A 19,604-nucleotide genomic window follows, 5' to 3' on the forward strand; every position below is an offset into this window, starting at 1 on the left:
GCTCATGCGCGCCCCCTTCAACCCGTGGCCAGCAGGACCACGTACAGCCCCACGAGGACCAGCAGCGCCAGCCCCAGCGTACGCCAGGCCCCCAGCCGCGCCTCCATGGCCTCCGCCCAGGGCCCCCTGGCCAGGCTCCACGTCTTCGCGAAGCGCACGCGACCCTGAACCCGTGGCCGCGCCAGCGGGAGCCTTCGCCCCACGTCCCGCAGCCACGCGCCCGCTCGTAGCAGCACCAGCGCCACGTCGCCCGTGGGAACCTCCGGCAGCCACCACCCGTCGCGCGGCCGCCAGCGCCAGAGCGCCACCGCCACCGCGCTCCCGGCCAGCACCGGCCACAGCGCCGCCCAGGCCCCGTTCCCCGACAGCACCTTGGCCACCGCCTTGTCCGGCGCCAGCCCCCACACCGCCGCGAAGGCCAGCACGGTGAGCGCCGCCCAGGGCCCCCACAACCTCGGCCCGCCGTGCGCGTGGCGCCCCTCCTCCGGGCGCGGCACCAGCCACAGGAAGCGGGCCAGGACGAGCGTGCTGCCCACGGCCGCCACCGACAATGCCAGCGACACCGCCGGGCCGGCCCCCGCGCCCTTCAGCGCCGCCTTCGCCAGCGCCCCTCCCGTCAGCGGCGCCCCCGCCAGGGACAGGCTCAGCAGGGCCAGCCCCCCGAGCAGCCACCGCCGCGCCCGGCCGTCAGCGGCCTGTGCCACGCCCACGCCCAAAAAGAGCGCCCCCTTGGCGAGCGCGTGGTGCACCGCGTACAGCGCCACCGCCCCCACCGCGCCCGTGCCGCCCGACAGCAGCAGGCCCACGCCCACGGTGATGATGCCGAGTTGGCTCACGCTGGAGTAGGCCAGCACCGCCTTGGGCCGCCGCTGGGTGAAGCCCACCCCTGCGCCCGCGAACGCTCCCGCCAGGCCCACCCCCACCAGCACCGCGCCCCACGAGGGCAGCGGGGACGGCGGCAGCACGCGCAGCCAGCCCAGCACCCCGGCCTTGAGCATGGCGCCGCTGAGCACCGCGCTCGCCGGGGTGGGCGCCAGCGCGTGCGCCAGCGGCAGCCAGGCGTGCAGCCCCAGCACGCCCGCCTTCACCCCGAAGCCCGCCAGCAGCAGCCCCAGGGCCATGTCACGCCAGGCGGAGGCCCCCAGCCCCGCCGCCACCGCGCGCACGTCCAGCGCGCCCCCCGCCGCCGCCACCGCGAACACCAGGCCGGCGAGCACCAGCACCTCGCTGAAGACGACGAAGCCCATGTACACCCGCGCGGCGCGCTCCGCCTCCGGCCCGCCCGCGTGGATGACCAGCCCGTAGGTGGAGAAGCTCATCACCGCGTAGGCCGTGTAGAAGCTGACGACGTCCAGCGACAGCACCAGCCCCAGGTTGCCGGCCAGGGCCGCCAGGAACAGCGCGTGGAAGCGGTGCCGCCGCGGGTCCTCCGCCAGGTAGCTCGCCGCGTACACCCCGGCCGCCGTCCACAGCAGCGACGTGGCCAGGAGGAAGGGCCGGCTGGTGGCGTCCAGCCCCAGCCGCGTGCCCAGCAGCAGCCACGGCAGCTCCACCTCCAGCGACGGCGAGCGCCCCGCCGCCAGCGCCAGCCCCAGCGCCGGCAGCGCCGCCACCGAGGCCAACGCGCCGCTCCACCGCCGCGGCCCCCGCACGGCCGCCAGCCCCGCGGCCACCAGCGGCAGGAAGACGGCGACGAGCAGCAGGCCCCGGGCGCTCATGGCCGGAACTCCCGCTGGGAGATGAGCCAGGCCCAGGACAACGGGCTGATGGGCGAGTGCGCCAGCAGCCCCACCACCAGCGACAGCAGCGCCGTGGCGAGCAGCGGGAAGAGCAGCAGCGGGTGGCCCTCCCACCGTGGCGCGGGGCCCGCGTGCTCCGCGTCCGGCGCGTCGAACCAGGCCATCTTCAGCAGCGGCAGGAAGTAGGTGGCGTTGAGCACCGTGCTGCCCACCAGCACCCAGAGCGCCCAGGACTGGCCCCGCTCGCTCACCGCGCCCAGGCCCAGGTACCACTTGGTGACGAAGCCGGCCACGGGTGGCACGCCCATCATCCCCAGCGCCCCCACCGAGAAGGCCGCCATCGTCCACGGCATGCGCCGCCCCGCGCCCTTGAGCTCGTTCACTTCGTGGATGTGCAGCCCCTTGCCCAGGCTGCCCGCGCAGAAGAAGAGGGTTATCTTCATCAGCCCTTGGTGGACGAGGTGGGACAGGGCCGCCACGGTGGACACCGGGCCGACGATGGCGATGCCCAGGACGATGTACGAGACCTGGCTCACCGTGGAGTACGCCAGCCGCCGCTTCAGGTTCTGCTGCGACAGCGCGCGCACGGAGCCATAGAGGATGGTGAAGGCCGCCAGCGCCGCCAGCGGGTCCGTCACGCCCAGCGACTGCGCGTAGCGCACGCCGAACACGTCATAGACGACGCGGACGATGCCGAACGCTCCCGCCTTCACCACCGCCACCGCGTGCAGCAGCGCGCTCACCGGCGCGGGCGCCACCATGGCCGCCGGCAGCCAGCCGTGCAGCGGCACCAGCGCCGCCTTCACCCCCAGCCCCGCGATGAAGAGCGCGAACAGCCCCACCGCCTCGCCCCGCCCCAACCCCAGCCCCGCCAGCACGCCGCCCACGGTGAACGCCACCGGCCCCGCCAGCGCGTACAGCCAGGCCACCGCCAGGAAGAGCACCGCCCCGCCCGTCAGCGTGTAGCGCAGGTAGACGCGCCCGGCGCGCAACGCCTCGTCCGTGCCCTCGTGCACCACCAGCGGGTAGGTGCTCACCGTCAGCAGCTCGTAGAAGAGGAGGAAGGTGATGGGGTTGCCCGCGAAGGAGATGCCCATGGTCGCGGTGACGCACAGGCTGAAGAAGCCGAAGAAGCGCCGCAGGTGGTGCGTGCCCTCCAGGTAGCCCACCGCGTACAGCGTCGTGACGAGCCACAGCAGCGAAGACAGCGTGGCGAAGAGCATGCTCAGCGAGTCGCTGCTCAGCACCAGCTCCAGCCCCGGCCCCAGGCCCAGCCCCAGCCGCGTCTCGTAGCGCTGGCCATGGAAGACGCCCCACACCATGTCCGCCACCAGGCCCGCCTTCAGCGTGGCCCCGCTCACGTTGAGCGCCGTGCGCGCGCGGCGCCACGACTCGGGCATGCAGAAGATGATCGCGCCCGTCACCAACGACGTGCCCAGCACCAGCATCGGCAGCCAGGTGTTCCACCCGCTCATGGCCCCCTCCGCCTGGGCGCCCCCGGTGGCTCCGGCGCCCCCACCTCCAGCAGCGCCAGCGGCGCGGACGACACCAGCCCCAGCGCCACCGCCGCCAGCGCCAGCGCCAGCGCCACCCCCTCCAGGGTGCGCGGCACCCGCGCCACCGCCGGCGGAGGCCCGGAGGGCACGGCCATCGCGAGCGATAGCACCCGCAGCAGGTAGCCCGCCGCCAGCAGCCCGCCGCCGACGATGACCACCGCCAGCGCCCAGGCCTCCGCCTCCAGCGCGCCGCGCAGCAGCAGCCACTTGGCCACGAAGCCGCCGCTGGGCGGCAGCCCCATCAGGCTCAGGCTCGCCAGCGCGAAGGCCAGGAACGTCATGGGCAGCGCCGCGCTCGCGCCCCGCAGCTCCTCCACCCGGTCATGCCCCAGTGCGCGCTGCACGTTGCCCGCCGCCAGGAAGAGCGCCGCCTTGGCGCACGCGTGCGCGAGCAGGAAGTAGACGGCCCCGGACAGGGCCGCGCCCGCCCCCGCGGTGCCCGCCAGGGGGAAGGCGAGGAACGGGTAGCCCAGCTGCCCCACCGTGGAGTACGCCACCACGCCCTTGAGCCGCCGCTGCCGCAGCGCCAGCAGCGAGCCCCAGACAATGGCCCCCACCCCCAGCGTCCCCAGCGCCGCGTCCAGCGCGGGCGTGCGCGCCCCGGCGAACACGGTGAAGCCCAGCCGCAACTGCGCGTAGAGCGCCGCCTTCACCACCAGCGCGGACAGCAGCGCGCTGGCGGGCGCCGGGGCGCTGGCGTGCGCGGGCGGCAGCCACCCGTGCAGCGGCAGCAGCGCCGCCTTCACGGACAGGCCCGCCATGGCCAGCGCCAGCGCCAGCCCCGTGGCCGGCGAGGGCCGCACCCGCGCGGCGAGCTCCGCCATGTCCAGCACGCCGTACTCCGCGTACATCAGCGCCACCGCCAGCAGGTACACCAGCGAGCCGCCCAGGGACGCCAGCACGTAGCGCTCCGCGGCCACGCGCGCCACCGCGCCGTGCCCCAGGGCCACCAGGCCCACAGCGGCAATCGACGTCACCTCGAAGGCGACGTAGAGGTTGAAGACGTCCCCGACCACCGCCACCGCGCCCAGCCCGCAAGCCAGCATCAGCCACAGCGGCCAGAAGAAGTCGCGCTCATGGCCCGGTGGGAAGTAGCGCCACGCATGCACGGCGACGCCCGCGCCCACGCCGGCCACCATCGCCACCACCACGGCGGACAGGCCGTCCGCGTACAGGTCGATGCCCAGCGGCGCGCCCCACCCGCCCACCGCGTGGCGCACCGGCCCGCCCCGCCACACCTCCAGCCCCAGCCCCGCCGCGCACGCGCACAGGGCCACCGACGTGAAGAGCCCCACCGCGGGCCCGGCCCGGCGCGCCACGAAGGCCACGCCCGCCGCGGCGAGCGGAAGGGCCACCGGCACCCAGACCCATGCGCTCGACAGGTCCGCGGCCATGTCACCCCGCGGCGGCGCCGCCTCCGCCCGGGCCGTCGTCCTCGGGCAGGTGCGCCTTGCCCGTCTCCTCGTGGAGCCGCCGCGTCAGCAGCAGCGCGAAGCCCGTGGTGCTCACCGACACGACGATGCCGGTGAGCACCAGCGCCGAGGGCACCGGGTCCGGCGGCTCCACGCGCCGCCCCACGGCCACCAGCACCAGGAAGATGCCGCTGCCCAGGAGGTTGGCGGACAGCAGCTTGCGCACCAGGTGCGCCCGCGCCAGCAGCCCGTACAGGGCCACGGCCACCACCGCCGCCGCCGCGCCCAGGTACAGCGTCACCGCGCTCACCGCGGCGCCTCCCCGCGCCACGTCCCCGGCACGTCCCGCCGTCCGGCGAAGAGCACCGCCAGCACCAGCGCGATGGACACCATGGCCGCCACCTCGATGAGGACGATGAGCCCGTAGGCCGCGGCGCGCGGATACTCCAGCAGCCGCCCCCCCAGGCCCGCGCCCACCGCCACCGCGAGGAACACCGCCGTGCCCGCCACCAGCCCCAGGCGCATGGGCCACCGGTCCGTCACCACCGGCGGCAGCCTGCCCGACACGCGCAGCACCACCGCCGCGCCCACCAGCAGCGCCGCCGCCTGGAAGGCCCCCCCCGGCAGGCTGCTGCCCACCCACAGGAGGTACAGCGCCACCAGCACCGCCACCGGCACGCCCAGCCGCGCCAGCGCCGGCAGCACCGGGCCCGCGTCCACCGGTGCGTCCGCCGGTCCCGCGGGTCTCGCCGGCAGCACGGCCCAGGCCGCCAGCCCGGCAAGCCACAGCACCCCCACCTCCAGCAGCGTGTCGTAGGCGCGGAAATTGAGCAGCACCGCGGTGACGGGGTTCTTCACGCCGCTGTCCGGCAGGCGCTCGCGCAAGAGCTCCGGCAGCCGCGTGGACGGCGCGGGCAGCGTCCACAAGGCCCACAGCAGCAGCCCCCCCACGGCGGCGCACGGCAGCGCCACCCAGGGTCTCCAGATTACCGGGCGCTCCCGCGCGCGCCCCAGCCGGACCGCCGCGTCCAGCAGCAGCGCGCCGGTGAAGCCCGCGCTCAGCCCCGCCTCGGCCAGCGCCACGTCCACCGCGCCCAGCCGCACCCACGCCAGCGCCAGCAGCAGCCCGTATGCGATGAACACCACGCAGGCCTGGAACACGTCCCGGGCGGAGACGGCCCGCCAGACCAGCAGCGGCAGCGCCAGCGCCAGCAGCGCGTCCAGCGTCAGTCCCGCGTCCATGGCCGCTCCCGTCCGGACGCCCGCGTCGCGAAGCGCCCCACCAACTGCCCCGACGAGGCGCTCGCCACCAGCGCCAGTAGCCACACCGCCAACACCTTCAGCGCCGCGGCCACGGACTCCGCGCGCAGCAGCAGCCCCAGCGCCACCAGGCCCAGCCCGGCACCGTCCGCCTTGGCCACCGCGTGCAGCCGGCACAGCACGTCCGGGAAGCGCAGCAGCCCCACCGTCCCCGCGGTGAAGAACAGCGCGCCCAGCACGACGAGCGCGGAGGAGAGGACGTCTCGCGCCAGCGCCATCATGACCGGTCCTCGGGCGCGGGCGGTGGCCGGGTGATGAAGGTGGCGGTGGACACCACGGCCAGCACCACCAGCACCAGTGCCACGTCCCGCAGCGGCCCACGGTCCTCCGCCTCCGCCAGCAGCAGGAGGATGGCCACCCCCGTGGTGCCGAAGAGGTTGGCGGACACCATCCGGTCCGCCGCCGTGGGCCCGAGCAGCAGCCGCCACAGGCCCACCAGGACGTTGAGCAGCAGGACGACCGCCACGCCCAGGAAGAACGCGCTCATGGCCGCGGCCCTCCCGCCGGAGCGACGCCGAAGATGGCGGCCACGCTCCGCTCCAGCGCGCGCAGTTCCTCCAGCGCGGCTTCGCGCGCGGGCGCTCGCGCGTCCAGCAGGTGCAGCGTGAGGCGGCCCTCGTCCAGGTCCACCCCAAGCGTCCCCGGGATGAGGCTGCCGACGCTGGAGAGGAACACGCGCGAGGACAGGCCTGGCAGCCGCACCGGCACGTCCAGGTACCCCGGCGACACCGGCGGCCCCGGCCGAAGCGCCCGAAACGCCACGTCGACACTCCCGGTGAGCGCCCGCCGCGCGAAGCCCGGCAGGAAGCGCAGCAGCGCCCACCACCGGACTCCCGTGGGGCCCGGTGGAGACAAGGCCAGGCTCGCCGCCAGCGCCAGCGGCACCGCCACCAGCCCCACCCACAGCCCCTCCGGATGGGCCTCCACGAGCACCGCCCACAGCACGGACAGCAGCGCGCCCCGGACAGCGAGGGTCCACGCCCGGCGCGGGCCTCGGAAGCTGTGGGCTTGGGGAGAAGGCATGCGGTGGCACCCGTGGCGCCAATGAGTCGGCATCCCACGCCCCTCGCGGCCATCGTCCCGCGGGGCCGCCCGCTGTCGCTGTCCGTTCCCGCACACGCCCTGGCACGAGGCACGCGGGCTCAGCCCCCTCCGCAAGGGACGCTCCCCGCGCCAACCGCACCTTCAGTTCGTTGGCCTCAACCCGCCACGGCCGCGTGCCGGGCTGTCATGGCGCGGGACGGCCACCGAGGAACTCGGTGCCGGATTCGACGAACGCGATGGGATTGCCGAATGGGTCGACCGCATAGAACAGCGTCTCGCCCCACGGCATGTGCTCGACTGGCGTCACCGCGGTAGCGCCAGCCGAAAGGCAGCGCTCGCGGAGGGCTTCGAGGTCCCTGGTCGAGAAGTACACGTACTGGAACGGATGCGGGCGCCAGGTCTCGCCGTGTTCGGAGGCATCGCCATCCTCACGTGGCGAGTAGCATGCAAGCACGGCCCCGCCGGCGTCCGCATCGGCGAAGTAGTGCCGGCCCGGGGAGACGCGCTCCCCTGGAAGGCCAAGCACTTGAGCGTAGAAGCGAGTTGCCTGCTCGATGTCGGCAACCGGGAGGATGATTCGAAAAAGCATCATCGGGGACTCCAATCATTCATGGGTTCGACGGCTCATGACCTTGGGAGGGCGCCGGTGCACGCAGCGGAACCCCACCCCTGTCAAACCGTTCCGCGGATAGGCGAGACCGCGATGCGCGGACCGGAACAAGGACGGCACGTGATTGAGCCAGGAGCCCCCTCGGAGGACGGGGTTCTCCGGCACGCCTGAGGGCTCCGTGGGCGTGGCCTCGCCGAGCTGCTCCCGATAGGCAGTGGCGGTCCATTGCCACACGTTCCCCGCCATGTCGCAGAGCCCCCAGCCGTTACAGCGCAACCCGGCGTGAACCACAGGGGCCGTGCCTCCCTGACAGCCTCTTGACGCGCAGGCCACCGAGCTCACCACACGCGCCCCGTCGAACGCCGCGCCCCACCAATAGGCGGCGGGAGCCGTGGCGCGCGCGGCGTACTCCCACTCGGCCTCCGTGGGCAGGGTGCCCCCCACCAATTCGCAGTAGGCCCGTGCCGCCCGCCAGTCCACACAGTTCATGGGGTGCTCCGTGCGCGCGGAGCCCAGGTTGCAGCGGCCCAGCCACGCTGCCGGCGTCTCCGCGTCGGTCCACCATCGTGCATGGGGCTCCTTCGCCCGCACCTGTCCGGCTCGCGCCGCGAAGGCGCGCACCGTCACGGGCGTGACGTCCATCTGGAATCGCTCGAGCGCGACCTTCGTCCGAGGCCCCTCGTCCGCGTCCCGCCCCGCCTCACCCTCCGGGGAGCCCATCTCGAAGCGCCCCGCCGGCAACCACACCGCGCGAGCCTCGGCGACCGGCTCCACGCGGGCAGAGACCTGCGCCGGCACCCGCTTCGCCGTCCCACAGCCCCCCATGAGCAACAGGAGGACGACGCACGAACGGTCCGAGATGAATGTCATCCGGAGAACTCCTTGTCGAAGAGGACCCCACTGGTGGCAGCGGCTTCAACGGGCATGTTCGAATGCGACAGCCTGAGGGTCCAGGAGAATGACACGGACCCGCGGCGCCCCCGGATGCGTCGCGAGGCGCCAAGCCTTCAAGACGCGGAAGTCCCGCGCCAGACCATTGACCTGATGTGCGGGAGCGGGATAGCGCCGTCCGGTCCCTCTTCCGCTCAAAAGGAGCGCATCTTGGTCCGTCGACTTCTTCCCTCCCTCCTGCCGCTGCTGCTGCTGGCGTCCACGGCCGCGGCGCAGACCACCCCCACCTCCATCACCTTCGATGGGTATTGGAACGAGACGCCGTCGGTGGAGCTGATTCCCGTGGGCGGCGCGGTGGTCGTCAACTACGACACCAGCCGCCTGCCGCAGTGCCGGGGCACCACCTCCTCGGGCAACCCGACCTGGACCATCACCGGCCACGTCCAGGTGAACCGCGGCCCGGTGGTGAGCTTCTGGGTGGCCGGCCACGCGCCGGACGGCAACCCCTCCCAGCGCACCCTGCATCTCCCCGCGGGGCTGAGCGGCGCCCTGGTGATGTGGTTCGACATCTCCAGCCAGGGCTGCCAGGCCTGGGACTCCAACTACGGGAGCAACTACCACTTCCCCATCGGCGCGCCGACCCTCTCCTTCAACGCGAACTGGGACGAGCCCGTGGCGGGCACGCTGCGCGCCGGCCAGGAGTTCATCGTCAACTACGACGTGGCCCGCCTACCCGAGTGCCGCGCCACGTACAACGGCCCGGCCTGGGCGATTGTCGCGCAGTACCGCTTCGACAACGGCCCCATCCAGGAGACGGTCGTCACCGGCTCCGGCAGGTCCGTGCCGGCGGCCATCACCGCTCCGGCCGGCGCCCGCCACCTGGAGATGTGGTTCCGCAACACGGACCGCAGCTCCTGCGTGCGCTACGACAACAACTACGGCTCCAACTATCACTTCGCCGTGGAGTGAGCCGCACCGGGCGCCGTAGCCTGGGCGCAGGCGACTGGTGGGCCGCGCCGCCGTGAAGGACGGCGCGGCCCGCGCACTTCACTTCGCGCTACTCGACGAGCACGAGCACGACCTGCTCGGTGGTGTTGCCCGCCGCGTCCGTGGCCCGGACGAGCACGACGTTGTGCCCGGGGTTCGACAGGGTCACCGTGTTGGACGCGACATTCGTGCCCGCGCCCACGTCGGTGCTGTTGACCCAGTTGACGGTCACCCGCACCGGGCTGAGGTCCGTCACCTCGGAGCGCACCTCCACCACCGGGGACTGGGGCTCATCCGGAGCCGGGGAGAGGACACGGAGGATGGGCGCGGTGCGGTCCACCGTCACCTCCCGGCTCTGGGTGGTGATGCCGCCATCGACGCTGATGACGGTGAAGGTGATGAGGTGGTGGCCCTCCGCGAGGTCCACCCAGCTGAAGACGAAGCCACCGCCGCTGTCCGGGGTGAGGCGCTGGGGCGGCCCGCCGTCGATGGACAGCAGCACCGTACTGATGGCCGCGCCACCGGGGCTGGCAACGGCCCAGCCACAGGCCTTCACCTGCGCGGCGGACGTGTAGCGCGGCGGTTCGCACATGGTGAACGCGGGCGGGGTCGCGTCACGGGCCACCACATGGATGGCCGTGGCGCAGGAGGCGCTGTTGCCCGCCGCGTCTGTGGCCGAGTACGTCACCGCCGTGGTGCCCAGGGGGTAGACGCCAGCGGACGGGCCGCTGACCGTCGCGCCGCACGCGTCGGAGACGGTGGCCTCCGCGGGCGTGACGAAGGCGCCCTCCGCGCCCGTGGCATCCACGATGCGCTCGGCCGGGCAGGCGATGACCGGCGGCGTGACGTCGACCACGGTGACGGTGGCCGTGCAGGTGTCGGTCGCCTGTCCATCGGAGACCGTCAGCGTGACGGTGTGGGTCCCCACGCCGAAGGGGCCAGCGGGCGTCTGGGTGATGGAGAAGGGGCCGGGCTGGTGGTCCGGGTCATGGCTGCCGTCGTCCACGCTGGCCGGAGCGCCGCAGGCCGCGGCCTCCGCGTGGAGGGTGACGTTCCGGCAGACCGCGACGGGCGGCGCGTTGCTGGAGCAGGCCAGGCTGACGGGCGCGCTGCCGCCGTTGTTCGTCTCCACGCACTCCGTCTCGCGGCCGGTGCCAGTGCCATCGTCATCCGCCACGGCCCAGAGCTCGGCGGTGCCTCCGGGGGCGGAGGCCAGCGCGAGGGTGGCGACCGCGCCATTGCCCGCGGAGAGCACGGCAGGGAGGGTGGCCACGCCCAGCAGCGTGCCACCCGCGGCCGGGTTGCCCTGGTAGAACGCCACGCGGAGGCCGGCGGAGACGGCGGCGTCACCCTGGTTGTGGACGTTCGCGCTGAGGAGGAGGGTGCCCGTCGTCCGGTCGCAGGTGGTGGAGACCCCCGTCACAATCACGTCGGCCGCGGCGTAGGGGCTGGTGACGCCCGAGCCCTGGCTGTTGGCGCGGAAGGTGTTGAGGCCCGGGGTGCGCCAGTTGGCCACGGGGTGAGCGGGGATGGTGCCGTCGTCGTTGACGTTGGTGACGGAGTACGCGTGCTGGTTCCAGATGCGGCGCGTGTTCACCCAGCCGTCCCTACGGTCGCGGTACACGCGGATGCCGGCGGTGCCGGCGAAGGCATAGTTGTTCGAGGCGACGACAATCTCCGCGTTGTCATCACCGTCCACGTCGACGATGAGGGGGTTTTCGTAGGTCGTCCCGGAGGAATGCGCCACGTCGAAGCGCACCGCGCCCGTGGCGCCATCGTAGACGCGCAGGCGGCGCTCGTCGCCGTAGACGACCTCGGCGCGGCCATCGCCCTCGAAGTCGAACGTGGATGAGCCTGTCACGTTCGAGCTGTTGTCCTGGGTGACGCTGGACCACTTGACCGCGCCGTTCGTCTCGAAGACGACGTAGCGCGTGGCGCCGGCCACGCCAATCTCCGGCTGCCCGTCGGCGTCGAAGTCGGCGATGTTGGGCGCGCCCCCGTTCCCTCCACCGGGGATGCTCTGGGTCCAGAGCAGCGTGCAGTCGTCATCCAGCAGCGAGACGCGGCCCGACCACACCACCACCACCTCGCCGTGGGAGTCGCCATCGAAGTTCCCCACCCCGGACAGACCGTTGCCGATGCTCGTGTTGCGGCACTTGAGCGTGCCGTCATGCCGGTAGATGGCCCGGCCGTTGACCACCTCCTGCAGTCCGTCACCGTCGATGTCCGCCGCGAACGCGAGGGGGCCGGAGGGGCCACCCATGCCGTCGACGCCCACCCACTTCAGCGCGCCCGTGTGGCTGAAGACATGGTTGCCATTGATGATTTCCACCAGGCCATCGCCCTCCAGGTCCGCGAAGGCCACGCCGCCCCAGTTGTTCGCGGGAATGGAAGTCCGGAACTTGAACGCGCCTGTGTTCTCGAAGCAGAGGATGCCATTGCCGCTCTCCGGAATGGCACACAGCTCCACCAGGCCGTCTCCGTCGATGTCCGCGCCGGCCACGCTCGCGGCGCCGCGCACGCGCAGGGCCGGGTCCGTCACCGTCCACAGCTCGGCGCCGTCGGCGCCGCTGATGGCTCGCAGCACGCCGTTGGTGGTGTAGTTGCTACCCACGAAGGTGCTGAAGACGATGTCCGGGACACCATCGCCATTCACCTCCACGACGATGGGGGTCATCATGACCTGGACGTGGGTCGGCAGGACGGGGCTTCCGCTCCAGGCCCACTCCAGCTCCGGCTCGAAGTTGGGGTTGAAGGGCGGCTGGACCTGGCACTCGCCGTTCGCCTCGGCGGCGTTCTGCCCCAGCGCTTCCTGCTCCGCGGCGCCAGTCTCACCACACGCCGTCAGCGACAGCAGCGCCGCGGCCGACAACCGGATGCCAGGCATCCGCTTCCAGATGCCGTCCCACCTCGTGCTCTGCGTCATGACGACCCCCTCATGGCCTGTCTGTGATGACAGGACTTCGTGAGGGCCCGGGTATAGAGATTGGTTTTGTACAATTGCAACTGGGTCAAACCTGAACTCAGTGGCAGGTATCCTTCATGCATGTTGGCGCGCGGGGGAGGCCACTTCCTCCCCTGGCTCAGGAGGCTGGCGGTGCTCGTCATCCGGCAGGTGCAGCACGAAGCGTTCACGGCCGCGGCGGAGGGAACCTTCGTCCGGCGCATCGAAGACAGGCTGCGGCGCTTCTGGCCCCATACGTGCGAGACCTTGGGGCCCGCGGGGCTGACGGCACGCGTCACCCTGGGCCTCGAGCGGGCACGGGCCCACGGCGCCTCCCGGACGGCGGACCTGGAGCGCTACCTCAACCTGATGTTCCTCCTGGGCGAGCACTTCGACACCGACCCCGCCCTCCCCTGGGCGCGGGCCTACCTCACCGCACCCGGCCCCATCTCCACGCGGCTGACCCAACTGAGCGAGCACGCGCAGGCCGAGATGCACGAGACTGGCGGAGCCCCGTCATGACGCCTCGGGATGAGCCCACCACCAGCTTCGCGGCCATGGACCAGGACATCCAGGCCGAGCCCGGCACCGGGGCACAGCAGCCGGGACAAACGGTGCTGCCCTGCGAAGCCCGACGCCGGCAGCGGCTGCGGCTGGTGGTGCGGGACGCCTACTTCAAGGCCGAGGTCGGCTTGCCCTACCGCGTCGAAGCGGGCGCCACCCGGTTCGACGGGACGATTGCGCCGGACGGCATCATTGACCACCTGCTGCCCGACGACGTCGAGCAGGCCACGCTGTCACTCTGGGCGGACGAGGCCCGGGCGTCCGAGCCGCGCGTGCTCAAGCTCCGGCTGAAGAAGCTGCGGCCGGTGACGCTCTCCCCCGGCGTTCGCCAGCGGCTCGCCAACCTGGGCTTCGACCCGGGCGCAGACGCAGCCCCCGCGTCCCAGTTGAAGAAGGCCCTCACCGAGTTCCAGTCCTGCTTCGGGCTGGAGCCCACGGGCACGGTCACCCCTGACACGGAGCGCGCCCTCGAGCAGGCCTACGCGAAGCAAAAGGACGGCCTGGAGGCCGCCGCCGCATGGACGCCGGACTGGGGCACGGAGCGCCGGAACCTGCCCGGGCGATGAGCGAAGCCCCCGCTCAGAGCAGCAGCCGGAGCACCCTCGTATTGACGGCGTCCGACACGAACGCGTTCCGGCTCGCCGCATCCACGTAGAGCCCTCTGGGCGCATTCAGCTCCACCGCCGCCAACGCCGCGCCGTCGGGCGAGTTGCCCGTGGTGCCATTCGCCTTCCCCGCCACCGCGTGCATGGTAGGGGGATTCGCGTTCAGGTTGATTCGGCGGATGCGGTGGTTGCCGGTATCCGCGATGTACAGCAGGCCGCCCACGTCGGCCCGCACGGCCTGGGGCCGGTTCAGGCGCGCATCCGTGGCCTTGAGTCCATCACCGGTATTCGCGGCGGCGGTGTCCAGCCCCGCCACCACGGTCCGGGCGTGCGTTCCCTTCGCCAGCCGGACGATGCGGTGGTTGCCGGTGTCCGCGACGTAGATGTGCCCCGTGACGTCATCCACCGCGACGCCCATCGGGCCGTTCAGGACCGAGGTGTTGCCATCACCCGCCACGGACCGCAGCAGGCCGTGCTCCAGGTCCAGCAAGCGCACGCGGTTGTTCCCGGTGTCGGCGATGAGGACATTGTTGTCCAGGTCGAGCGCGAGCCCGGAGGGCGTATTCAAGCGTCCGTTGACGGCGGCCGTGCCAGGCTGGAACCCGGCGGTGCCAGAGCCGGCGACGAGGGTGGCGTTGCCCGTGGCCAGCTCCACCTCGCGGATGCGGTGGTTGCCCGAGTCCGCGATGAAGAGGCTCTCTCGCTCCGGGTGGAAGAACACGTCCCTGGGCGCGCGGAGCTGGGTGGCGGTGGCGAGCTGGCCCCCCGCTCCATTGCCCGCGGTGTTCTCCACCCCCGCGAAGACGGTGCGGTTTCCCGCCGCATCCACCTTGTACACACAGTGGCGGCCCGCGTCCGCGACGTAGAGGTTCCACTGGTTGTCATAGGCCAGCCCGCGGGGGTCACCGAAGCCTGGGGCCTGGACCTTCGCCCTCGGCTTGAACATGCCGATGCCGGAGTGGATGGAGAGCGTGCAGGGCCCCTTGGCATTGTCGCAGGCGCGTGGGTGCCGGTGACACGCCACCTGGGGCAGGCCATGGGCCGCCGCCAGCGCCACCCGGGCGGCCGCGGCTCCGGCGCGCGCCGCCACCTCCGGGGCCGCCCCGCGCACCACGCCCACGGCCGCCGCCAGGGCCGCCACTCGCGCGACTATCTTCGCGTTCTCGTTGTGGATGAGCTGTGAGGGCGCGCTCGCCTTCGGGTCGAGGGGAATGAAGGGCGCCAGACCCGAGGCCGCCCCGATGGCGGCCTTCAGGTCGGCGCGGAGCGTCGTCATCTCATTCACCGCTTCCTCGGACACGGCGGGCGGCTGGCTCTGACGGCTCTTGCGGTTGCCAATCATCTCGAGCGCCGCCCGGGTCACCGCCAGGGCGATGTCTGCCTTGATGTCGTCCAGGCTGGCGGGCAGGTGCGCGTTCTGGCACGCGCGTGCGGCGTCATGGATGCGCTGAGCGAAGCTGTCCGGAATGGCGGCCTTGGCATCCTCCTCCGTATCCGAGGAGCCGGCGCAGTCGGCGGCATTCGAGAGCGCGTACTTCGCCTGGTCAGGCAGCGTGGGCTCCCGGCCCTTCGTGTCCTTTGCCTTGAACTCCTCGACCCACGTGTCGACCGCCGCGGAGGTCACTTGGCGGACCACCTGGTCCACCCGGGCCGAGGCGATCATCACCGCGTCCACCACCGCGTGCGCCAAGGACTGCCGGGCCAGACTCATGGCCTGGTCCGCGGCGCCACCGTCACCCGGCGCGTCGCCCAACGCGAGTTGGAGGGAGGCATGCACCGTGCCCTGGTCCCCGGCCACCTCGAGCAGCGTCTTGGGCGGCAGCAGCGCGGCGGGCGTCTTCATGGCGCTGGCGACCGTGAGCGCTCCGGCTTCGCGAGCGGCCTGGTACGCCGCCGCCACGGCGATGGCGCCGCGTTGGGCCACCGCCGCCTGGTAGGTATCAATCTCCGCGACAGCCGTGGCGATGAGGGCCACGGCGGCCTGGTTGATTTCCAGCGCGCCCCCAGGCGCCGCGACCACGCCGGGTCCCAAGGGGCCGGCAGACCACGTCAGGCCCACGTTGCCCCGCGGTCCGGCGTACTTGGCCGCGACCTCCGCGCCGCCCGTGTCCATGCGGCTCTCGTCATGCCATCCGCGCCCCTCATAGGCCGGCACCCCCCGGGCCTGATGCGGGTGCCCATACTCGTTGCCCCACCCGAAGGAATACGCGATGAGCACGTCCACGTTGGGCTTGGGCCGGGGAATGTCCGCCGGGTGGTCCACCGGCGAGCCATGGTGGCTCGCCACCAGGCCGACACACCGCTGGTCCGCCTGATGGTCGAAGGTCCCCTCCTGGTACTCGGCATCCCCCGTGAGGAGGATGTATTCGTTGGCGACGTTCGGGTTGCTGACGCGCAGCGCGAGCGCGTGGTTGTTGCGGTTGGTGCCCGTGACCTTGATGACCCGGAAGTGTTCGCCGGACGCGCGCAGGACGGTGACGTTGTCGGGGCGCTCGTCAGGCCAGAGGTGCACGTCCGCGACCTTGGCGAGGTCCTCGAGGAGGCCATCCGCTTCCACGCCGCGCATGATCTTCGACTTCCACTCGATGGTGGCCGTGCTGTCGTTGTCGACGTCGTAGGACGCCTGGTCCGGCGCCAGCCAGGGTGCGTTGTGGAACGTCTCTTTGTTGGCGAGCAGGAGGTTCATCGTCTGGTAGTGGTCCAGGTCCCAGTGGGACAGGATGAAGCGCGTCGACGCCAGGTAGCAGAACTTGAGGTCGGGGTCCGGATACGTGTGGCGGCTCTTCCCGAAGCCACCGCCGAAGTCGAAGTAGACCAGCGGCTTGCCCGCGACATCGAAGACGACGTTGCAGTTGCCCTGGCCAATGTCCGCCACCACCACGAACCACGGCTTCTTGTCGTGGGGCGGCGCGGGAAACCACTGCGTGAGCAGGGTGTTGAGCCCACCTTGAGTCTTGACGTGTCGACCGGGCATGGAGGAAGGACCTCACTCCTTGATGGAGATGGCCTGCTTGAAGCGGTGCAGCTTGCGCAGGCCGAACGACGTCGGACGGATGCGCTCGATGCGGACAATCAGGTGGGGCGTGGGATAGGGCCCCTCCAGCCCGATGCTCGCGACGCGATCTCCGGTGCTCGGGAACACCGTCACGGGAAGCCCCAGGCCATCAAAGGTCTCCGGGTCGTACGAAACGAGCTCGAGCAAGACCCAGTTTCCGGCATGGAGGCTCACCTCTCCGCTGGTCCCGTCGATGATTTGGTGGAGCCGCGTCTCCGAGGTGATGAGCTCAAGCCGGGCGGGCTTGGAGCGCCGGGCGGACAGGCGCCAGGAATCGGGCGTCATTCCCTCCATGGAGTCAGGGAGCGCGTCGAACCAGCTCACGTCAATCGTCGTGAACACGATTTCGTAACGGTCACCATCCCGGCCCTCGGTGACCTGGATGTCATCGATGAGCGCGTAGTTCTGGAAGGGCCGCGGGGCCCGGACCGAGTCGAAGGCGCCGCTGGCGTCGAACTCGTCCCGCGTGAGGACGTCGACCTCCTCCACGCCCTGGATGACCTGCGTCAGGACGGGCGCGTTGCCCCGCGAAGGCGGGGCGGAGCCCTGCGGTGAGCCTTGCTCGCCACCCGGCGAGTCGATGCGGGCCCCGATGCGGCTGCTGCCGCAGTCGGGACAGATGGCGGTGTACGTCTCACCGACCCACGACCTGAGTGCGTGGCCCTTGTAACAGAGATACTTGAACATCGCCGGGCGCCCTCCGCGGAGTCACCAAGCAACTTGGATGCCACCCGCTGCGCACGACGACACGCGTTCGAGCGCGAGCTGCCACCTGGCCGCAGCCGAGCCTCGCCGCGTTGCACCAGGACGCAGCTGCGTCACGCTGGGACGCACATGCAAGGAAGACTTCCCCACCTCGCGGGGCGCTGCTCGAAGTCGAATACGTGAGAGGCCTTGGCGGCAATCCCTGACACGGCCACCCAACCCTCTCATGACAACCAACTTCTCTCCGAAAAAGCAACACCCCCGATGACCCTTGGCATTCAATCATTGACTACCACTCAACACGCACCGGCTCGAAGCATGGTCATTTCATATCCGACTCAGCGCACATGAATGACCGACAGCCGGAGAGCTTTGCCGCCCTGGCCTTGGTGTATGCGTCGTGTAGCCGTTCACCGGCTCATGCTGCGTGCGCGGGCTGAGGGACCTCCGCAAGGGGATGCAGCGATGGAGGCGGCAGGCTCCGGCGGTGCGTGCGCAGCGTGTCCGTGAGGAAGTCCAGTACGCCCCGCTCTTGCAGCTTGAGCATGGCGACTGCGGTGAAGATGCGCTCGACGAAGTTGTTCGTCGGCTCGATGCCGGGCACGTCAACAACCCCCTCCACGTGATGAAGCGCTCGGACGGAGCGTGACGCATCGTGGCGGGGCAGAACACGGACGTGAAGCCGGCTCCCCGACAAGGCAGGGTATTCCATACTTGCAACGCTCCCTGCTACACCTGCGGGCTCCCACCCCCCTGGCCTCGCGAGAGTGCCATTTCAAGGAGGAATCGAAGCATGTCGAAGCGCCTGAAGCGTGTCGTCGCTTCCCTGCTGCTCCCCACGGGCCTGCTGGTGGCCGGCTGCGGCGCGGAGCCTGACGCCGCCGCCGAGGTCCAGGCCCAACAGACCGAGGTCACTCCCGAGCTGTTCGACCTGGTGGCCCGCTGGTCCCAGGAGACGTCCTCCTCCGCGGCCCAGAAGTCCGGCACCGCGGCGGTGCCCGTGGACCTCGTCTCCTATGTGAAGCAGCACGCGCCCCAGCTCGCCTCCGAGGCGGAGCTGCTGCACCAGCAGCTGGTGCGCTCGTCGGCACAGGCGCCCGAGACGGTGACGGCCATGTCCGGCTGCCAGTGCAACGTCCTCGCCGCCATCAGCGCCAACCCCTCCGTCAGCACCACTGAGAACGAGGGCTTCCGCGACATGCGCGCGTGGCCCAACCGGAAGGACGTGAAGGAGGAGTTCCAGTGGACCGCCACCGCCGAGGGCGCCGCCCACGCCGGGTCCATGTATCGCTACCACTACCATGGTGCGTCCGGGCATGACCGGAACCGCCAGCACTACACCCGGTTGCGCACGCAGCTGGCGTGCGTCACCTCCACGGGCCTGGCCTGCAGCGGCTCGTGCTCCGCCCGCATGTATCCGTTCGCGGAGTATGGGACTCGCGTGTATGCCTATGGTGACACCAGCGGCATCTGGGACAAGGCGGCGCACACGTCCGTCGCCGATGGCGCCGTGCTCAAGTACACGCCGCCCAACGGCGCGGCCTCGCAGAAGCTCTTCGACAAGCTGGGGGCCGTCAGCCACTACGCCAACCAGACCGCGTTCAACGTCACGGAGGTGGCCAACCTGGTGAAGTCGGCGCTCGATATCGTCGCCATCATCAAGACGGGTGACTACACGCAGATCAGCGGGGACCTCATCAGCCGCATCATCCGCTCCTTCGCGGGGCTCGTCAGCCGCTCCGGCACCAACGGCTCCACCTCGCAGGACATGTATGCGAACTACGACGCGGCACGCTTCGGCGCCTACACCGTGTCGTACTCGTCCAGCAGCCACCAGATTCACACCCTGGAGCTCACCAGCCATATCGCCGTGAAGAACCGCGGCTGGGGTGGCAACAACACCGGGACGGGCCGCTTCTCCAGCTCCTATGTGATGGCCGTCGCCTTCGACAACTTCCAGTGCGGCACGGGCGTCACCCCGCCCTCGCGCCTGGGCATCTGGCGCTACGCCACCATCAACGGGACGCCGCACCCTCGGGCCACGCTGCAGCAGCTCACCCAGGACTTCTTCCGGGTAGCGTACGGCCTGAACATCAACGCCCAGAGCAGCAGCGGTCAGTTCTCCTTCTGAGATGGACCGGAGACGCCGTGGCTTCGGGCTCCCTGAAGCCA

17 protein-coding genes and 1 pseudogene are annotated in these 19,604 nt (G+C 71.5%); 4 read left to right on the plus strand and 14 right to left on the minus strand.

Annotated features, from left to right (window positions below; genetic code table 11):
* Positions 1 to 17 precede the first annotated feature (17 nt).
* The 10 genes from KGD87_RS15365 to KGD87_RS15410 all read right to left on the minus strand — a co-directional run bounded on the left by KGD87_RS15365 (position 18) and on the right by KGD87_RS15410 (position 8,551).
* Complete coding sequence (locus KGD87_RS15365) at positions 18 to 1,718, minus strand: complex I subunit 5 family protein (protein WP_284668161.1); 1,701 nt, start codon at positions 1,716 to 1,718, stop codon at positions 18 to 20.
* Complete coding sequence (locus KGD87_RS15370; protein WP_284668162.1) at positions 1,715 to 3,214, minus strand: proton-conducting transporter transmembrane domain-containing protein; 1,500 nt, start codon at positions 3,212 to 3,214, stop codon at positions 1,715 to 1,717. Before KGD87_RS15370 ends, KGD87_RS15365 begins: the two co-directional genes overlap by 4 nt.
* Entirely contained in the window at positions 3,211 to 4,689 is a 1,479-nt protein-coding gene (locus tag KGD87_RS15375; RefSeq protein WP_284668163.1) for a complex I subunit 5 family protein, read from the minus strand. Before KGD87_RS15375 ends, KGD87_RS15370 begins: the two co-directional genes overlap by 4 nt.
* A gap of 1 nt (position 4,690) precedes the next feature.
* The gene (locus KGD87_RS15380) at positions 4,691 to 5,017 is read right to left on the minus strand and encodes an NADH-quinone oxidoreductase subunit K (RefSeq protein WP_284668164.1); all 327 of its coding nucleotides are present in this window, start codon (positions 5,015 to 5,017) and stop codon (positions 4,691 to 4,693) included.
* A complete protein-coding gene (mbhE, locus tag KGD87_RS15385) occupies positions 5,014 to 5,949 on the minus strand; it encodes a hydrogen gas-evolving membrane-bound hydrogenase subunit E (RefSeq protein ID WP_284668165.1) in 936 nt (311 codons plus the stop codon). The genes KGD87_RS15380 and mbhE overlap by 4 nt, the downstream gene beginning before the upstream one ends.
* Positions 5,934 to 6,248, minus strand: coding sequence for a cation:proton antiporter (locus KGD87_RS15390; protein WP_284668166.1), 315 nt, complete (start codon positions 6,246 to 6,248; stop codon positions 5,934 to 5,936). The genes mbhE and KGD87_RS15390 overlap by 16 nt, the downstream gene beginning before the upstream one ends.
* On the minus strand, positions 6,245 to 6,514 hold the full coding sequence (locus KGD87_RS15395) for an MrpF/PhaF family protein (RefSeq protein WP_284668167.1): 270 nt from the start codon (positions 6,512 to 6,514) through the stop codon (positions 6,245 to 6,247). The genes KGD87_RS15390 and KGD87_RS15395 overlap by 4 nt, the downstream gene beginning before the upstream one ends.
* Positions 6,511 to 7,050 (minus strand): Na+/H+ antiporter subunit E, encoded by a 540-nt coding sequence (locus KGD87_RS15400; protein WP_284668168.1) that lies wholly within the window; start codon positions 7,048 to 7,050, stop codon positions 6,511 to 6,513. Before KGD87_RS15400 ends, KGD87_RS15395 begins: the two co-directional genes overlap by 4 nt.
* A 205-nt stretch (positions 7,051 to 7,255) precedes the next feature.
* A complete protein-coding gene (locus KGD87_RS15405; protein ID WP_284668169.1) occupies positions 7,256 to 7,663 on the minus strand; it encodes a VOC family protein in 408 nt (135 codons plus the stop codon).
* Between the two features lie 12 nt (positions 7,664 to 7,675).
* Positions 7,676 to 8,551 (minus strand): formylglycine-generating enzyme family protein, encoded by an 876-nt coding sequence (locus KGD87_RS15410; protein ID WP_284668170.1) that lies wholly within the window; start codon positions 8,549 to 8,551, stop codon positions 7,676 to 7,678.
* Between the two features lie 231 nt (positions 8,552 to 8,782).
* Between KGD87_RS15410 and KGD87_RS15415 the strand changes: the two genes are divergently transcribed.
* Positions 8,783 to 9,541 (plus strand): DUF6209 family protein, encoded by a 759-nt coding sequence (locus KGD87_RS15415; protein WP_284668171.1) that lies wholly within the window; start codon positions 8,783 to 8,785, stop codon positions 9,539 to 9,541.
* Between the two features lie 88 nt (positions 9,542 to 9,629).
* Here the strand turns inward: KGD87_RS15415 and KGD87_RS15420 are convergent, their stop codons facing one another.
* Positions 9,630 to 12,485, minus strand: a complete 2,856-nt coding sequence (locus tag KGD87_RS15420) for an FG-GAP-like repeat-containing protein (RefSeq protein ID WP_284668172.1) — start codon at positions 12,483 to 12,485, stop codon at positions 9,630 to 9,632.
* Positions 12,486 to 12,605: 120 nt separating this feature from the next.
* Between KGD87_RS15420 and KGD87_RS15425 the strand changes: the two genes are divergently transcribed.
* Together KGD87_RS15425 and KGD87_RS15430 are read left to right on the plus strand one after the other, a co-directional pair.
* The gene (locus KGD87_RS15425; protein ID WP_284668173.1) at positions 12,606 to 13,025 is read left to right on the plus strand and encodes a hypothetical protein; all 420 of its coding nucleotides are present in this window, start codon (positions 12,606 to 12,608) and stop codon (positions 13,023 to 13,025) included.
* Positions 13,022 to 13,633 carry a peptidoglycan-binding domain-containing protein gene (locus KGD87_RS15430; RefSeq protein WP_284668174.1) on the plus strand — a complete coding sequence of 204 codons (612 nt, stop codon included), beginning with the start codon at positions 13,022 to 13,024 and terminating at the stop codon, positions 13,631 to 13,633. Before KGD87_RS15425 ends, KGD87_RS15430 begins: the two co-directional genes overlap by 4 nt.
* Positions 13,634 to 13,646: 13 nt before the next feature.
* Here KGD87_RS15430 and KGD87_RS15435 read toward each other — a convergent pair whose 3' ends face one another.
* The 3 genes and pseudogenes from KGD87_RS15435 to KGD87_RS15445 form a co-directional block, all read right to left on the minus strand.
* Positions 13,647 to 16,646, minus strand: a complete 3,000-nt coding sequence (locus tag KGD87_RS15435) for an NHL domain-containing protein (protein ID WP_284668175.1) — start codon at positions 16,644 to 16,646, stop codon at positions 13,647 to 13,649.
* 12 nt (positions 16,647 to 16,658) lie between these two features.
* Positions 16,659 to 17,414: a hypothetical protein gene (locus tag KGD87_RS15440; protein ID WP_284668176.1), complete on the minus strand. Its 756-nt coding sequence runs from the start codon at positions 17,412 to 17,414 to the stop codon at positions 16,659 to 16,661.
* A gap of 436 nt (positions 17,415 to 17,850) precedes the next feature.
* Positions 17,851 to 18,042 (minus strand): annotated as a pseudogene (locus tag KGD87_RS15445) (IS66 family transposase); the annotation flags it as partial.
* A gap of 183 nt (positions 18,043 to 18,225) precedes the next feature.
* Here KGD87_RS15445 and KGD87_RS15450 point away from each other — a divergent pair.
* Positions 18,226 to 19,563: a hypothetical protein gene (locus KGD87_RS15450; protein ID WP_284668177.1), complete on the plus strand. Its 1,338-nt coding sequence runs from the start codon at positions 18,226 to 18,228 to the stop codon at positions 19,561 to 19,563.
* Positions 19,564 to 19,604 lie beyond the last annotated feature (41 nt).

Source organism: Myxococcus sp. SDU36 (assembly GCF_030168875.1).
Classification (GTDB): domain Bacteria; phylum Myxococcota; class Myxococcia; order Myxococcales; family Myxococcaceae; genus Myxococcus; species Myxococcus vastator.

Coding starts and splice junctions, on each gene's coding strand:
- KGD87_RS15365 (WP_284668161.1), bottom strand. CDS start 1,718: ATGAGCGCCCGGGGCCTGCTGCTCGTCGCCGTCTTCCTGCCGCTGGTG.
- KGD87_RS15370 (WP_284668162.1), bottom strand. CDS start 3,214: ATGAGCGGGTGGAACACCTGGCTGCCGATGCTGGTGCTGGGCACGTCG.
- KGD87_RS15375 (WP_284668163.1), bottom strand. CDS start 4,689: ATGGCCGCGGACCTGTCGAGCGCATGGGTCTGGGTGCCGGTGGCCCTT.
- mbhE (WP_284668165.1), bottom strand. CDS start 5,949: ATGGACGCGGGACTGACGCTGGACGCGCTGCTGGCGCTGGCGCTGCCG.
- KGD87_RS15390 (WP_284668166.1), bottom strand. CDS start 6,248: ATGATGGCGCTGGCGCGAGACGTCCTCTCCTCCGCGCTCGTCGTGCTG.
- KGD87_RS15395 (WP_284668167.1), bottom strand. CDS start 6,514: ATGAGCGCGTTCTTCCTGGGCGTGGCGGTCGTCCTGCTGCTCAACGTC.
- KGD87_RS15400 (WP_284668168.1), bottom strand. CDS start 7,050: ATGCCTTCTCCCCAAGCCCACAGCTTCCGAGGCCCGCGCCGGGCGTGG.
- KGD87_RS15405 (WP_284668169.1), bottom strand. CDS start 7,663: ATGATGCTTTTTCGAATCATCCTCCCGGTTGCCGACATCGAGCAGGCA.
- KGD87_RS15410 (WP_284668170.1), bottom strand. CDS start 8,551: ATGACATTCATCTCGGACCGTTCGTGCGTCGTCCTCCTGTTGCTCATG.
- KGD87_RS15420 (WP_284668172.1), bottom strand. CDS start 12,485: ATGACGCAGAGCACGAGGTGGGACGGCATCTGGAAGCGGATGCCTGGC.
- KGD87_RS15425 (WP_284668173.1), top strand. CDS start 12,606: ATGTTGGCGCGCGGGGGAGGCCACTTCCTCCCCTGGCTCAGGAGGCTG.
- KGD87_RS15430 (WP_284668174.1), top strand. CDS start 13,022: ATGACGCCTCGGGATGAGCCCACCACCAGCTTCGCGGCCATGGACCAG.
- KGD87_RS15435 (WP_284668175.1), bottom strand. CDS start 16,646: ATGCCCGGTCGACACGTCAAGACTCAAGGTGGGCTCAACACCCTGCTC.
- KGD87_RS15440 (WP_284668176.1), bottom strand. CDS start 17,414: ATGTTCAAGTATCTCTGTTACAAGGGCCACGCACTCAGGTCGTGGGTC.
- KGD87_RS15450 (WP_284668177.1), top strand. CDS start 18,226: ATGTCGAAGCGCCTGAAGCGTGTCGTCGCTTCCCTGCTGCTCCCCACG.